This window comes from Nocardia coubleae NBRC 108252 (assembly GCF_001612805.1).
GTDB lineage: Bacteria > Actinomycetota > Actinomycetes > Mycobacteriales > Mycobacteriaceae > Nocardia > Nocardia coubleae.
Genome location: NZ_BDBD01000011.1, coordinates 527913 through 542752 on the forward strand (window position 1 = coordinate 527913; position 14840 = coordinate 542752).

General features: G+C 68.1%; 17 protein-coding genes. 9 read left to right on the plus strand and 8 right to left on the minus strand.

Annotation, left to right across the window (positions count from 1 at the left end):
• Nucleotides 1–11 precede the first annotated feature (11 nt).
• Complete coding sequence (locus NCO8_RS11455; RefSeq protein ID WP_067638806.1) at nt 12–440, minus strand: DUF779 domain-containing protein; 429 nt, start codon at nt 438–440, stop codon at nt 12–14.
• A 613-nt stretch (nt 441–1053) separates the two neighbouring features.
• Between NCO8_RS11455 and NCO8_RS11460 the strand changes: the two genes are divergently transcribed.
• Genes NCO8_RS11460 through NCO8_RS31825 form a run of 7 tightly spaced genes read left to right on the plus strand, consistent with a single transcriptional unit; the run spans nt 1054 to nt 9121 of the window.
• Nucleotides 1054–2103 (plus strand): 3-oxoacyl-ACP synthase III family protein, encoded by a 1050-nt coding sequence (locus tag NCO8_RS11460; RefSeq protein ID WP_067638808.1) that lies wholly within the window; start codon nt 1054–1056, stop codon nt 2101–2103.
• 8 nt (nt 2104–2111) lie between these two features.
• The gene (locus tag NCO8_RS11465) at nt 2112–3008 is read left to right on the plus strand and encodes a hypothetical protein (protein ID WP_067638810.1); all 897 of its coding nucleotides are present in this window, start codon (nt 2112–2114) and stop codon (nt 3006–3008) included.
• A complete protein-coding gene (locus NCO8_RS11470; protein ID WP_067638811.1) occupies nt 3005–4651 on the plus strand; it encodes a fatty acid CoA ligase family protein in 1647 nt (548 codons plus the stop codon). The genes NCO8_RS11465 and NCO8_RS11470 overlap by 4 nt, the downstream gene beginning before the upstream one ends.
• Nucleotides 4648–5691, plus strand: coding sequence for an NAD-dependent epimerase/dehydratase family protein (locus NCO8_RS11475; protein WP_067638813.1), 1044 nt, complete (start codon nt 4648–4650; stop codon nt 5689–5691). Before NCO8_RS11470 ends, NCO8_RS11475 begins: the two co-directional genes overlap by 4 nt.
• A 46-nt stretch (nt 5692–5737) precedes the next feature.
• Nucleotides 5738–6904 (plus strand): peptide synthetase, encoded by a 1167-nt coding sequence (locus NCO8_RS11480; RefSeq protein WP_245655317.1) that lies wholly within the window; start codon nt 5738–5740, stop codon nt 6902–6904.
• Nucleotides 6901–8982 carry an MMPL family transporter gene (locus NCO8_RS11485; RefSeq protein ID WP_067638819.1) on the plus strand — a complete coding sequence of 694 codons (2082 nt, stop codon included), beginning with the start codon at nt 6901–6903 and terminating at the stop codon, nt 8980–8982. Before NCO8_RS11480 ends, NCO8_RS11485 begins: the two co-directional genes overlap by 4 nt.
• On the plus strand, nt 8975–9121 hold the full coding sequence (locus NCO8_RS31825) for a hypothetical protein (protein ID WP_167353271.1): 147 nt from the start codon (nt 8975–8977) through the stop codon (nt 9119–9121). The genes NCO8_RS11485 and NCO8_RS31825 overlap by 8 nt, the downstream gene beginning before the upstream one ends.
• Here the strand turns inward: NCO8_RS31825 and NCO8_RS11490 are convergent.
• Nucleotides 9118–9810 carry a 2'-5' RNA ligase family protein gene (locus NCO8_RS11490; protein WP_067638821.1) on the minus strand — a complete coding sequence of 231 codons (693 nt, stop codon included), beginning with the start codon at nt 9808–9810 and terminating at the stop codon, nt 9118–9120. The two genes, NCO8_RS31825 and NCO8_RS11490, sit on opposite strands and share 4 nt — an antisense overlap.
• Nucleotides 9811–9932: 122 nt before the next feature.
• On the opposite strand from NCO8_RS11490, the gene NCO8_RS11495 reads away from it, so the two are divergent.
• Nucleotides 9933–10274 carry a hypothetical protein gene (locus NCO8_RS11495; RefSeq protein WP_067489284.1) on the plus strand — a complete coding sequence of 114 codons (342 nt, stop codon included), beginning with the start codon at nt 9933–9935 and terminating at the stop codon, nt 10272–10274.
• 26 nt (nt 10275–10300) lie between these two features.
• Here the strand turns inward: NCO8_RS11495 and NCO8_RS11500 are convergent, their stop codons facing one another.
• Nucleotides 10301–10672 (minus strand): YybH family protein, encoded by a 372-nt coding sequence (locus tag NCO8_RS11500; protein ID WP_067489281.1) that lies wholly within the window; start codon nt 10670–10672, stop codon nt 10301–10303.
• Nucleotides 10673–11082: 410 nt separating this feature from the next.
• Entirely contained in the window at nt 11083–11844 is a 762-nt protein-coding gene (locus NCO8_RS11505; RefSeq protein WP_067638824.1) for a 3-hydroxyacyl-CoA dehydrogenase, read from the minus strand.
• Between the two features lie 69 nt (nt 11845–11913).
• Between NCO8_RS11505 and NCO8_RS11510 the strand changes: the two genes are divergently transcribed.
• Nucleotides 11914–12510, plus strand: a complete 597-nt coding sequence (locus tag NCO8_RS11510; protein WP_067640013.1) for a TetR/AcrR family transcriptional regulator — start codon at nt 11914–11916, stop codon at nt 12508–12510.
• Nucleotides 12511–12558: 48 nt separating this feature from the next.
• On the opposite strand, the gene NCO8_RS11515 is transcribed toward NCO8_RS11510, so the two are convergent.
• From NCO8_RS11515 to NCO8_RS11530, 4 genes are all read right to left on the minus strand, one after another.
• Complete coding sequence (locus NCO8_RS11515) at nt 12559–13362, minus strand: HEAT repeat domain-containing protein (RefSeq protein ID WP_067638826.1); 804 nt, start codon at nt 13360–13362, stop codon at nt 12559–12561.
• A 78-nt stretch (nt 13363–13440) separates the two neighbouring features.
• Complete coding sequence (locus tag NCO8_RS11520) at nt 13441–13827, minus strand: hypothetical protein (RefSeq protein ID WP_157104881.1); 387 nt, start codon at nt 13825–13827, stop codon at nt 13441–13443.
• Nucleotides 13817–14122, minus strand: a complete 306-nt coding sequence (locus tag NCO8_RS11525; RefSeq protein WP_157104882.1) for a hypothetical protein — start codon at nt 14120–14122, stop codon at nt 13817–13819. Before NCO8_RS11525 ends, NCO8_RS11520 begins: the two co-directional genes overlap by 11 nt.
• Before the next feature lie 107 nt (nt 14123–14229).
• Entirely contained in the window at nt 14230–14685 is a 456-nt protein-coding gene (locus NCO8_RS11530) for a hypothetical protein (protein WP_167353272.1), read from the minus strand.
• Between the last annotated feature and the right edge of the window lie 155 nt (nt 14686–14840).

Consider the following 14840-nt stretch of genomic DNA (forward strand, 5'->3'; position numbering starts at 1 on the left):
GCCGGGAGGGTTCAGGAGGCCTCGTCGACCAGTTCCGCGGCTTCGGGCTTGCTGATGCGCAGCGTGAAGCGGAAACCGCAGTCGGATTCGAGCGAGCCGGATTGTCGTCCGGTTCGTACCGCGCTGCGTACCTCGATGCCGACATCGAGGTCCTCGAATCCGGCGTAGAAGTCGCCCGCCATCCAGAACTCGGTGTGCGCGGCGGTGCGGCCGGCCATGACATCGTCTGCGCTGGGACAGAATTCGGCGCGGCGCACGCAGATCGGACTGCGGCCGTCTGTGCAGGGCGCCAGATAGAGGACAACCGGGCCGTGCATCTCGGTGAGCAGAGCGAGCACGTCACTCGCTTCGCCGGTGGCCTCGATCGCGCGATGACGGTGACTTCCCCAGTGGGCGTGGAGATCTCGGTCGCGGTGTACGGACCCGGCACGGTTACCCATGGTGCGCTCCTTGCATGTCTCGACGGTGTTCGGTGCACACTATCGGTGCGCGAGGTTGGTCCAACGTTGGTACGCCCCGTACCTTGCCGAACGACTGCCCTCACCTCCGGCCGCCCACCCGCGATTTCGCCGATTTCGTCAGTGCCTGCCCTTCTTCGGCGACCATTCCGCGCAGCGATATTCGGGCGATGTTCGCGAAACCAAATCGCCTCCGATGTTTTCGGCGCGAGAAACAACTTCCGAAACAACAGCGGCCATTCCGTCACCCGCACCGACGTGAAGTCCCTCACGCCACACCTGACAGCCCGGGTGCCCCGAATCGTGGGCATCCACACCGGCCGATCGATAGCTGACAACTTGCCGACAGGCACCTGCGCGAAGTCTCTGATGTCGAAAGATTGAGGAATATCGGCAGTCTCGGTGCATTTGCTGTGTAACTTCACCATTGCCACCGGCAGATGTCTGGATGGGATCCAGCCCGGCTCGCGCCGCGAGCCAACCCTCCGCGACCGCCGACGCCGCCCCGCGAAACCCGGTTACTTTCCGGTAGTGTCCGCTCGCATCGGCCCCCACCACGGTCACCGGCGACCCTTTTCGACTGTCAGGAGTTTTCGTGTCGCATTCGCGTTTCGAATCCATCGGTGCGTATCTTCCGTCGAATATCGTCTCGACCGAGGAATTACTTTCCCGGCTCGCCACGCCGCCCGCTTTCGACCTCGAAAAGATCACCGGCATCAAGGAGCGCCGGTTCCGCGACACCCGGCCCGACAGCCTCGAGGACTCCTTCACGCTCGCCGTGAACGCGGCCCGCGACTGTCTCGAGCGCTCACGCTACGGGGCGGGCGAGCTCGAGGTGATCATCTCCTGCTCGATCACCCGCAGCAACGAGGGCACCCGCATGTACATGGAGCCCTCCTTCGCCTCGACCATCGCCAAGGAACTCGGCGCCGAGCGTGCCATCACCTTCGACGTGTCCAATGCCTGCGCGGGCATGCTCACCGGCACCTACCTGCTCGACCGGATGATCCGGGCGGGCGTGGTGCGCAACGGCATGGTGGTCAGCGGGGAGTCCATCACCCCGATCGCCGAGACGGCGGTCAACGAGATCTCCGAGAAGTACGACCTGCAGTTCGCGTCGCTCTCGGTCGGTGACTCCGGGTGCGCGGTCGTGCTCGACCAGGCCGTCGACGATGCCGACAAGATCCACTACATCGAATTGCTCACGGCCGCAGAGCATTCCCACCTGTGCCTCGGCATGCCGAGCGACAAGTCCTCGGGTGTGGCGCTCTACACCGACAACCGCAAGATGCACAACGAGGCCAGGTTCCAGCTGTGGCCCGACGCCCAGGGCGAGTTTCTCGCCGCACAGGGCCGCACCTTCGCCGACGAGGAATTCGACTACATCATCCACCACCAGTTCGGTGCCGCGGCCGTGCCTTTCATCAACGCGGTGGCCGCCCGCGAGTTCGGCGCCCCCATCCCGCCGGACCTCAATGTGATCGAGAAGTACGGAAACACCTCGACCACTTCGCATTTCATCGTGCTGCACGATCAGCTCGAACAGGACGGCATCGAGGCAGGCGCGAAGGTTCTCATGGTCCCCGCCGCCTCGGGCGTCGTCGCGGGTTTCCTGTCCACCACCATCTCCTCCCTGAAGGTCTGAGGTTCGTCATGGGCGTGCGTATCCGAGCCACCGGTACCAGTCGGTCGACCGACACCCACAGCATCGTCGAGCACAGCGGGCGCGCGGCCCGTAACTGCCTGGAGCAGGCCGGGATCCGGCCCGACCAGGTCGGTGTGCTCATCAATACCGGCATCTTCCGCGATTCCAACACCGTGGAACCCGCCGTCGCCGCGATGATCCAGAAGGCCGCGGGGATCGGCCTGGACTACGGCAAGAACGACCCGCGCACCTTCTCCTTCGATCTGATGAACGGCGCGACCGGCGTGGTCAACGCGGTGCAGGTCGCGGGCGCGATCCTGGCGACGGGGACCGAGCACGTGCTGATCGTCGCGGGCGACACCCATCCCTCGCTCACCCGTTCGCGCGCGGATGCCGAATTCCCCTATGCCACAGCCGGTGCCGCGTTGCTGCTCGAGCACGTCGAGGGCGCGGAGGGCTTCGGACCCGTGCACACCGTCACCGCACCCGGCACGCCGGCCGGACAGGCCTACGTCGACACCGCGACGATGGGCACCGTCGGGCGCAGCCTCATGACGGTGGAACGCGAACCCGATTTCGAGGACCGGGTCCTGGCGGTCGCGGCCGAGGCCGGTCGCGCGGCACTGGTCGAGGCGCCGGACGCTCGCGTCGCGCTCATCGCCTCCACCCCGAGCGCGCACTTCCCCAAGCGCCTCGCCGACGCCCTCGGCCTGGACCAGAATGCCGTGCGCACACCGGATCTCACCGACGGCGACCCGCACACCGCCGCGCTGCCCCTGGCCTACGCGCGCGCCACCGAGGACGCCTCTCTCGATGGGTTCACCCACATTCTGTTCGTCGGTGCCGGTGCCGGTCCGTCGGCCGCGGCGACCCTCTACCGGCTGCCCGAGGAGCACCTCGCGTGACCACCGCGACCTACTGGGCCACGATCGACCGCTTCCGCGAATTCGCCCGCACCGAACCCGATCGCCCGGCGGTGATCTACCCCGACGGCACCACCGCCGACGGCATGCCCGACTACCGGCGGGTCACCTACCGCGATCTCGACCGGTGGTCCGACGCCATCGCCGAACACCTGACGAGTTCCGGTGTCGGCAGCGGCACCCGCACCATCGTGCTGGTGCTGCCGAGCCCGGAGCTGTACGCGATCCTGTTCGCGCTGTTGAAGATCGGCGCGGTGCCGGTGGTGATCGACCCGGGCATGGGTGTGCGGCGCATGGTGCACTGCCTGCGCGCGGTCGAGGCCGAGGCGTTCATCGGGATCCCGCAGGCACACGCGCTGCGGGTGCTGTTCCCGCGCAGCTTCCGCCGGGTGCGCACCACCCTGACCGTCGGCCGCCGCTGGTTCTGGGGCGGACCCACCCTGCAATCGTGGGGCCGCACCCCGGCGGGTCTGCTGCCCGACCGTGCGCCCGCCGCCGAGGACGACCTGCTCATCATCGGTTTCACCACCGGAAGCACCGGCCCGGCCAAGGCGGTCGAACTCACCCACGGCAACCTCGCCGCCATGGTCGAGCAGGTGCACGCCGCGCGCGGGCACCTGCCGCCGGAGTCCTCGCTGGTCACCCTGCCGCTGGTGGGCGTACTCGACTTGCTGCTCGGTTCCCGGTGTGTGCTGCCGCCGCTGATCCCCAGCAAGGTCGGTTCCACCGATCCGGCGCACGTGGTCGACGCGATCACCAAATTCGGGGTGCGCACGATGTTCGCGTCGCCGGCCGTGTTGATCCCGCTGCTCGCCCACCTGCGCGCGCACCCCGTCGAACTCGACTCCCTGGTCAGCATCTTCTCCGGCGGCGCGCCGGTGCCCGCGTGGTGCATCGCCGGGCTGCGCGAGGTCTTGCGCCCCGATGTCGAGATCTTCGCGGGCTACGGTTCCACCGAGGCGCTGCCGATGACGACGATCGAATCGCGGGAATTGCTCGACGGCCTGGTCGAACGGGCCGCGAACGGTGAGGGCACCTGCATCGGACGCCCCACCGACAATGTCGAGGTGCGCCTCGTCGCCGTCACGGACGCCCCGATCGAGAATCTCGCCGACGCCGAACCCACCGACCGAATCGGCGAGATCGTCGTAGCCGGACCCAATGTGAGCACCCGCTACTACTGGCCCGCCGAGGCCAATGCACTGGGCAAGATCGCCGATGGTGACCGGGTCTGGCACCGCACCGGCGACCTGGGCTGGATCGACGAGCAGGGCCGCGTGTGGTTCTGCGGGCGCAAGAGCCAGCGGTTGAGCACCACTGCGGGGCCGATGTTCACCGTGCAGGTCGAACAGGTCTTCAACGCTGTACGTGGTGTGTCGCGCACGGCGCTGGTCGGTGTCGGCCAACCCGGTGCGCACCGGCCGGTGCTGTGTGTAGAACTGGAGCCGGGTGCCGATGCGGTGGCCGTCGACCTGCGCCTGCGCGACCGCGCCGCCGCGTTCGACACCGCCGCACCGATCACCGATTTCCTCATCCACCCCGGCTTCCCGGTCGACATCCGGCACAACGCCAAGATCGGCCGCGAAGAACTCGCCCGTTGGGCAACGAAGAAGCTGAGCTCATGAAGATTCTCGTCACCGGCGCGTCCGGATTCCTCGGCGGCGCCATCGTGCGGGCCCTGGTTGCCGACGGTACGCACGACGTATCGATCCTGGTGCGGCGCACCAGTGTGCTCGACGACCTCGGCGCCGCTCGCGACGCCGTCACGATCGTCGAAGGCGACCTGACCGACGCCGACTCGCTGCGCCGCGCCGCCGACGGTGTGGACGCCGTCATCCACAGCGCGGCCCGCGTCGACGAACGCGGCACTCGAGCCCAGTTCTGGGTGGAGAACGTGCGCGCCACCGAACTGCTCCTCGACGCCGCCCGCCGCGGCGGTGCGCACCGATTCGTGTTCATCTCCAGTCCCAGTGCCCTGATGGACCGTGACGGCGGCGACCAGATCGACGTCGACGAGTCGCTGCCCTATCCGCGCCGCTACCTCAATCACTATTCCGAGACGAAGGCGACGGCCGAACAGGCTGTGCTCGCCGCGAACACCGCCGAATTCAGCACCGTGGCCTTGCGTCCGCGCGCGATCTGGGGTGCCGGTGACCGGTCGGGCCCGATCGTGCGGTTGCTCGCCCGCACCGCCGACGGTGCCCTGCCCGACCTGTCGTACGGCCGGACGATCGAGGCGTCGCTGTGCCATGTGGACAATATCGTCCACGCCTGCCTGCTCGCGCTGAGCGCCGAGAACATCGGTGGCAAGGCGTATTTCATCGCCGATGCCGAGAAGACCGATGTGTGGGGGTTCCTCGGTGAGGTCGCCGAGGGGCTCGGCCTCCAGCGGCCGACGCGCAGGCCGAATCCGCGTGTCCTCGCCGCCGTTGTCGCGGCCATCGAGGCGGTGTGGCGGATTCCGGCCGTCGCGCGGCGCTGGTCGCCGCCGCTGTCGCGCTACGCCGTCGCCCTGATGACCCGCACCGCCACCTACGACACCCGCGCGGCCCGTGCGGACCTCGGCTACCGCCCGGTCGTCGACCGTGCCACCGGCCTGTCCACCTTCTCGGCCTGGCTCGACGACCAGGGCGGCATCGAGTCGCTCGCCGGGCACCTGCGGTAAAACCCGAGAGGCAATCATGAACGGCGACTCCGTCTTCCGTCGACCCGTGACGACCACCGAACGCATGTATTTCCCCATGCGCACCCTCGCCCCGCCCTTTCTCATGCAGCTCGTCGTGCCGGGTGAGGGCACGATCGACCCGCAGCGCTTGCGCCAGGCAGTTGCTGCGGCGGCGGACGTGACACCGGGCGCGCGGCTGCGCAGGCAGGGCGATATCTGGGTGGACAGCGGCATCGCCCCCGCCGTCCGGGTGGTGGACGACCACGAATTCTGTTATCCCGCACTGGAATCCGATCCGGTACTCACCAGCGACATCGGGCCGACCCCGGATGCCACCGTCGAGGTGCTGCTGCTCACCGCGACCACACCGACCCTGGTATTCCGCGTGTTCCACGGCGTGATGGACGGTATGGGCATGGTGCTGTGGGCGACCAATGTGCTGCGCGCGCTGCGTGGCGCCGACCCTGTTCCGCAACCGGACCCGGTGGCCGATCAGCAACTTGTCGACCGGGTCGGTGCGCCGGGCAAGCCGACTCCGATGATTCCGCGCTACCGCAGCGCCGTGGGGCGCGGCAGGCAGCGGCGCGGCACCGCCCGGCATCTGCTGCGGCACCGGCGCGTACAGGCCGCGGGACCCGGTGCGCTGGCTCGTGTCTGCGCCCTGCTGGCCGCCGAGACCCCGGGAACTTCCCGGATCATGATGCCCGTCGACCTGCGCCGTCACGATCCGGCGATGCGCTCGACCGCCAATCTCGCGCTGCCACTGTTCCTCGACATCGCACCGGGCCAGGACTGGACGCAGGTCAAAGACGACATCAAAGCCGGGCTCGCGCAGCGGCGGGAACTGAATCAGCTGGCCAACACCCGCATCACCCTGGTCCCGGACCCGGTCAATCGGGCAGTGCTGCGGACGACGAACTGGCTCGGCGCGCGGCTGGGCCGCAACCTGGCCTCGGCCACCGTCTCCCACATGGGCCGATTCACCTCCGACGACCTCGCGGTCCCCGGTTTCCGGCCCACCGGCCTGTTCGTGCTCCCCCAGCACAGCGTCGCCATGCCGTTGCTGTTCGGCCTCACCGAATTCGACGGCCACACCGAGCTCACCGTGTCGGCCCGCAACGGTGCCGGGATCGAAGCACGGCTGGAAGCCCTGCTCGACCGGATCGTCGCGATGCTGGAAGCCGAACTACCCGTGGTGGATTCGGCGCGGTGACCACACTCGCCCGGTTCGTCACGGCCCGGCCGCGCACCGTCCTCGCCGTGGTCGTGGTGTTCATCGGGTTGTGCGCCGCATACGGTGCGACGGTGACCGAACGCCTCAGTGCGGGCGGGTTCATCGACGGCGGCAGCGAATCCGCCCTGGTCGACCGCTTCGTCACCGAACAGCTCGGCCCGCAGAGCCCCGATGTGGTCGCGCTCTACACCGCACCCGAGGGACGCACGATCGACGAGATCGGCCCGCAGGTGCGCACCGCCGTCGACCGCATCGACCCGGCGCTGCTCGCCCGGCCCGTGGAGAGTTACTGGTCGGCAGTGGTGCCGCGCAAGAACTTCCTGGTCTCCGAGGACCGCAGGCACGCGGTGGCCGTGGTGTACACCGCCGGTGACGACACCGCCCGCATCGCCGCCTATCCCGCTGTCGCCGAGGCCCTGCGGGTGCCCGGTGTCGAAACCCGGCTGTCGGGCTACAGCGCGCTCAATGCCGAGATCATCGACCGGTCCCAGCGTGATCTCGTTGTGGCCGAGTCGATTTCGCTGCCGTTGACACTTCTGGTGTTGGTGCTGGTGTTCGGCGGCATCGCGGCGGGCGCATTGCCGGTGGTGGTCGGCATGCTCGCCGTCGGTGGTGCGCTCGGTGCCATCCGATTGCTGACCGAAGTCACCGAGGTCACCACTTTCGCGGTCAATATCGCGTCCCTACTCGGGCTCGGCATGGCCATCGACTACGGGCTGTTCCTGGTGAACCGGTTCCGCGAGGAATACGGTGCGGGCGGGGATATCGGCGCCGCGGTCGGCCGGACGATGGCCAGTGCCGGTCGCACGATCGCTGTGTCGGCGGCGCTGCTGATCTGCGCGTTCGCGGGCACCTTCGTCTTCCCGCAAGCCGTGCTCCGCTCGCTCGGTATCGGCGCGGTGGCGGCGGTCGCATTGGCCGCGGCCCTGTCGCTCACGGTGCTGCCGGCGTTGCTCGTGCTCTTCGGCGCCCGCGTCGGGCGCGCGAAACCGACCACACGCACCGAGCACTTCTGGGGTCGGGTGGTCGACGCGGTGCTACGCAGGCCGGGAACGGTGACGATCGCCGTCGGCGCGATCCTGCTCGTCCTCGCCGCACCGCTGGCCGGTATCCGCCTCGGCGAGATCGACCACCGCGCCTTGCCCGCCGACAGCCCGATGCGTCACACGGTCGAGGAGCTGACCGCACAATTCCCCGCGGCGGCGAGCGGGGCGACGGTGCTGCTGCGCGGTCTGGACGGCCCACCGCAATCGGCGGCCGTGTCGGGCGCGCTCGACGCGATCGGCGGCGTCGCGGGTGTCGACGATGTCGTCCAGGTGGGACGCGACGACGATTTCGTCGTCCTCCACGTCTTCCTCACCCACGCCGACCGCAGTGAAGAGGCCATCGCCGCCGTCCGCGCCATCCGCGAGCTGCCCGTACCGGGCGCCACCACGGTCGAGGTAGGCGGTGACACCGCGGCCACCCTGGACAGTGTGGACGCGACCCTGGATCGGCTGCCGCTGATGATCGCGGTGATGGTGCTGGTCACGATGGTGCTGCTCACCGTGGCGTTCCGCTCGGTGATCCTGCCGCTCAAAGCCGTGGCCATGGCGTTTCTCAGCTTGGCCGCCACTTTCGGGGTGCTCACCTGGATCTTCGTCGGCGGTCACGGTGCGAGCCTGCTCGGCATCAGTCACGGGCCGCTGCCGGCGGGCATGACGGTGCTCATCATCGCGGTGGTTTTCGGGTTGTCCACCGATTACGAGGTGTTCCTGCTGTCACGGATGGCCGAGGCGCACCGCGCGGGCGCGGACACGGCGACGGCGGTGCGCGTCGGCACCGTGCGGACGGCCCGGGTCATCACCGCCGCCGCCGTGTTGCTCGTTCTGGTTACCGGCGCGTTCGCGCTGTCACCGCTCACGCCCATGCGTCTGCTGGGCATCGGCATGATCATCGCCCTGATCCTCGATGCCACCCTGGTGCGCATGCTGCTGGTTCCCGCCCTGGTCCAGCTCATGGGACCGGCGAACTGGTGGTTGCCGCGACTATCGTGGAGGCGTGGGCATCATGGGTGAAATGTTTCCTGGCAAGAAGCTGCAGCACGAGGGCAGCGGTGACAGCGACGGCCAGGGCCGCGAACCCCACCTCGATCTCGACCTCGACGCCGGTGTCGTCCGTCTGACGGCACCGGAGGCCGAGCCGACCGAGGACTAGCGCGGCGAACCGGCCAGCGCGGTCCCCGCACCGAGGCGTTCGAGCAGCGGATGCGGGTCGCGCGACAACTCGGCGGACACCACTTCCGACCAGTCGTACCGGCCGTTCTCGCACACCAACTCGACCAGCGACAACGACGAGACCGTGTCGTCGAGGGTGAAGTCGGCGAACCCGTCGGCGGCGAGCGCGTTCTCGATCTCGCCGACCGGCACCGGTGTCTTCGTGTAGGCCAGCGCCAGGTACGGGAGCAACGGCTCACCGAACTCGGGAACACGCTCCCGGATCCAGACGTCGGTCAACGCGCGGGTGAGGTCCTCACGGACACGCAGCAACTCCTCGGGCAACGCGATGGGTAATCGCACCCCGTCGGCGGCGACCACCGGCGGGCCGAAGGTGATGGGAAACGGCGCGTGCTCGGCGAGCAGGCTGCGCGAACCCTCGACCAGACGGGCCAGATCGACGCCCTTCACCCCGTCGACGAAGCCCACGCCCTGCACTTCCACCCGCAGACGCGGCGCGTCGACTTGTTCGAGACCGGGCACCCGCGCCACAGTAGGGGCGAAGATCTCCACGAGCTTGTCGGCGACGGGCTGCGTCGGCATCACCTGCCAGTCGTAGAAGGAACGGCCCGGGGTCCACCCCGGCCGCCACCACCAGCGACTCGCCGTCGTCATCGCGCTCATGTCCATGTCTCGCACCTCCGCCTGCGATGCCTGGCTACCCTCTCGGTAAAGAACTACCCCGCCGAGATCACGGACCAACCCGACGAGACCGATCCGTTGCCGGTTCGAATCCCGATTACACTCATCGCATGTCTGTTCGACGGCGGATCACGCTCCTCGCGTTCGCCCTGCTGCTCCCCCTCTCCGCCACCGCCTGCACCGTCACCGGGCCGGGAACCACCTCCGAATGCACCGTCAGCGGTTGCACCGTGACCTTCGACCGAGGCGTGAACGCCAAGGCGTCGGTACTCGGCATCGACGCCGAACTGGTCGCCGTGAACGGCAATATCGTCACCCTGCGCATCGGCGGTCAGGAAGTGACCGTGCCCGCCGGGGAATCCCAGCCCGCGCAAGGGATGGACGTGCGCGTCAGCGAGGTCACCGACGAGAAGGTCGTCGTCGTGCTCTCCACCGGCCTCAACCAGAACTGACGCACCGAAACGGTTGTGCGCCACGCTCATCCGAGCACGTTGGGTTGATCGAGGATCCAGCGCCATGTCCCGTCGGGCTGCCTGCGCGCCACTTCGACGGTCGCCCCGGTACCGCCGGGCAGTCGGGAGGACGTGAGCGCGAGGTCGCCCGCGCGTAATGCCGGTGCCTGCGGGCCGGGCTGGAACACCGGACGGTCGGCGACGAGCCGGGCGTAGGCGGCCCTGATCTCCTCGATCCCGGTGGCGACAACACCGTCGGGCAACGCGAGTACCGCGTCGCTCTCGTACAGCTCGACCAGGCCGTCCACATCGCCGGCGTTCAACCGTTCGACCACCAGTCTGCTCAGATCCTCCGGGCGCCTCGCCCGTTCCCTGGCACCCTCGATACTGTCGGTCATCGTCACCCTCCTCGACTCGGGTTGTGCGCCAACGGTAGCGCCGGGGTACGACACAAACCCGCCCCGGAAACCACGAAACCCCCGAAAACCCAAGGGCCTTCGGAGGTTTCGTAGACAAATATGGTGTATCAGCCGATCACAGCGGCGGGAACCCCGACGATCCGGTCGCCATCCAGTTCCAGAACTCCGCAGCGCGGTTCGTCACCAAAGCGATGACGTCGAGGACAGTGCTTCCCATTGTCTTCCTTCATCCGAACGAACACTCTTGCGTCCTCACCATAGCAACCGGCTTCGAGTGCACAACGTTGTGATAACGGACAGATGACAACGCACTTCGCTGAACAACGTCGAGGCGAACCGCATCCGGCCACGCAGACGTCGCGGCCGGATGCCTTGCGGCACAGTCCGACTCAGCGCGGGGCCATGCGGATGGCGCCGTCGAGGCGGATGGTTTCGCCGTTGAGCATCGGGTTCTCCACGATGTGGCGGGCCAGTGCGGCGAACTCGGCCGGCTGACCGAGGCGCGAAGGGTGCGGGACCTGGGCGCCGAGGGACTGCAGGGCCTCCTCGGGCAGCGTCTCGAACAGCGGCGTGCGGAACAGGCCGGGCGCGATGGTGACGACGCGGATCTTGAAGCTCGCCAGGTCGCGTGCGACCGGCAGGGTGAGGCCGACGATGCCGCCCTTGGACGCCGAGTAGGCGGCCTGGCCGATCTGGCCGTCGTAGGCGGCGACCGAGGCGGTGTTGATGATGACGCCGCGCTCCTCACCGACGGGTTCGGTGGCCGACATGCGTTCGGCGGCCAGCCGGATCACATTGAAGGTGCCGACGAGGTTCACGTTGATCACCTTGGTGAAGTCGGCGAGCGGGAAGGCGCCCTTCTTGCCGACCGTCTTGATCGCGTTGCCGATTCCGGCGCAGTTCACGGCGATGCGCAGCGGGGCCAGCGATTCGGCGACATCGAGTGCCGCGACCACCGCCGATTCATCGGTCACATCCGCGGCCGCGAAAGCCGCACCCTCGCCGAGTTCCTTGGCGATGGCCGCGCCGTTGGACGAGGGCAGGTCGACGATGACGACCTGGGCGCCCTTGGCGTGCAATTCCTGCACGGTCGCCAAGCCGAGGCCCGACGCGCCGCCCGTGACGATCGCGGACGAGTTGACGAAATCCATACTTTTCTCCTGTTTCGGTGACGGCCCACCGATATTGACACACTTCGCCAAAACTGTTTGGCTTTCGCCGTGACCCAGCCAGCCGCTCGCCGTCCCGGCCGCCCCTCCGTGCTGGACACCGCGGCCGTGTCCGCCGGTGCGCTGCGGTTGTGGACCGAGCGTGGGTTCGCCACCACCGGCTGGAACGAGCTCGCCGAGGCCACAGGCGTGAGCACGCGAACCCTGTTGCGACACTTCGCGTCCCGATCCGACATCGCCTGGATCGGTGTCGCACCGGCGACGGAGCGGCTGCGTGCGACACTCGCCGGGGCCGCCGCCGAGGAGGCGCCCGCGGTGGTGGTCAGGACCGCGATCGTCGAATCGGTGTCGCGCGATCCACGGATCCAGGAGCTGGCGCCGGATTGGCTGCGGCTGATCTCGTCGGAGCCGGAACTGGCCGCGACCGCACCGCGGATCTATCGACCGTGGATCGATACGCTCTCGGCCTACCTCGCCGATCGGCTGCCCAACTCCCCCGCCGCCATCTGCCGGGCCATGGCGACCGCCTACCAGTCCGCCACCTTCGCCGCGCTGATCGAATGGGCGGAGTCAGGGGCGCACGGTGACTGCGCGGATTCGGTGGATCGGATGCTGCGCTGGATGGACCCGCACTTGCCGCGGAGCTGACCTGCTCGCGGGAGAACCGTGCGGGACCGGCGCCGACGTGCCGGTCGATCAGGATTCGCGGGCGGCGATCGCGGCCTGGATGCGGCGCAGTGTGCGCAGGCCCTTCTTCGCGGCAACGCTCACCATGCCGTCGAACACCGTCGAGCCGCGGTCGGAGGCCATCAGCCGTTCCAGTGTCGGCACCGCGCGGTCGTCGCCGGTCGAGCCGAGGGCGACGGCCGCCCAGTAGCGCTGGTCGGGGTCCTCGCTCGCGGCGGCTTCGATCAGTCGCGGAATGATCTCCGGGGCGAATTCGGACAGTGCGCTGGCGATGTAGCCGATGCGGTAGTAGCGGCGGTTCTCGAATTCGTCCCAGAGGGCGGCCAGTGCAGCGTCGCCGCCGATCATGCCGAGGGCTTCGGCGGCACGCTCGCGCATTCCGCTGTTCGAGTCCCTCAGCAGGGGCACGAGGGCCGGAACCACCGATTCGTCGCCGAGCACACCCAGCGCGATGATCGCCTGGTCGCGGGCGATGTCTTGCGGGTGGTCGAGCATCGCGACCAGTCCCGGGACCGCGTCGTGGAACCCCAGGGCAGCACAGCCCATCGCCGCCCACGCCTGGCAGTTGTAGCGGGTGTCTGCAAGGGAGGCGAGCAGCGGCTCGCGCAGAGTGTCGTCGCCGAAGAGTCCAGCCCGATTCAGCGCCCGGCTGTACAGCGACCGGTGGTAGTCGGGATAGTCCCGCACGAGCGCACGCAGAGTTTCCGCCACCGATGCGTCACCCTTCTCGGTTCGCAGCAGCAGCTGCCGCAGGTTCTCCTCGCGAGTATCGAGGTCACCGTCTTTGAGGAGTCGCGCGTCGGCTGGGTTCACCGCCCAACGGTACCCGGTGGCAAGCCCCACCTGACCACCACGCGTATCTCGCGAACCCCTTGCTCGTCAGCCCGTCTGTCACGGTTGCTCGAGAGGACCCCAATCCAGGGCGTCGACCGTTTCGCGATCGCCTTCGAGCCAAGCCCACAGGATCTCGACGAGTTGTGCCTCGTCCCGGATGACAGTGCGCCTGACCTCAGGGGGTGCGTCCGACAATTCGAGGTCGTAGTCGTCAGCGCCGTTGCGGTAGGTCTGGATGAATCCTGGTTGATCCTTGCGCGACACGACCATGAAGGTGTTGCCGAACTGCAGAGGGATACAACCCACCCAGTACTGGAGGTGCTCACGAGTGAGCGTCGTCAAGTCCCAGCCGCCGACGCGCACCTCGAGGTCTCGATGCACCACCGGCACCGGGTCGGGGAGCTGGTCGGCCCATGGGCCGTCGACGCGTGGATCAGAAATCATCTTCGTGCTCCCACCCGAAGCGCACCCGCGCATGCGGCACCAGCTGCGTCGCCCGCGTCGTGAGCCGCCGCTCGAAGTCGGCCTGCCACCGGAAGAACCCGGCGAAGATCACCTTGTGGTCGCCGGAATCGGCGCACACGGCAAGGTCGTCCCCCTCGCCCCGCATACTCACGAACACTTCGTCGTCCAACCGCTCCGCCCGCACGACCTCGGTCAACAACGTGGTCATCCCCACCTGCTCCCGATCGTCGCGCAACCCGGAGATCTCCACGAAGACACCGACATTCACAGACACGCCACGGACTCTAACCACATCCGGTGACAGCCGCCGCGCGGAAGGCCGTGCCCTTTGCCCGTGACCGGGGTCGATCTCGACTTGTGCTGCGGCCCAGCATTATCCGTTCAGTCGATGTATCCAGGCGCGAACTCGTACCGGAACCAGTTGCCGTCGAACGGCTGGTAATAGGCGTGGGCCCTGCGCTGCTGTGTGTCATCGGGTGGGTTCGTTCCCGGCGCGAAGTACGCGAGGCCGTCGGTGTCACTTCGTTGTCCGATGGCGAAGGCGCACGCTCCGTCGCTGTCGCGACGCACCGCATCGACTCGGAACATGCCGATCCACCGCGGATCTCCAGCAGGCTCGCAGACCTGGGCCGCGGCAGTCATCGCGTCTTCCGAGACGCGCCACGCGATCCGCTCGGGAAGGTTGTTGACCTCACCGACGAACCCGCAGAAGACCAGCAGCGGCTGGACCGCGACCAGCATCAAACCGCGAGGTGTTGTCGGCGCGAACCCGATGACCAGATACACCCACCAGATCGAAAGCCCTACCAGAACAACCCATCCAACCGACCACACCATCGGATCAGGTGACGTGGCTTCCACGACAGACACGACGCCGACAACGAAACCTGTGACGCACGCGCTGATCGTCAATCGCCTCGACCACGGCCTCGAACCTCGCCAGTCGTGCCGTTGAAGCTCCCGTATCGTCGCCACGCCCGGACCCTACCGCG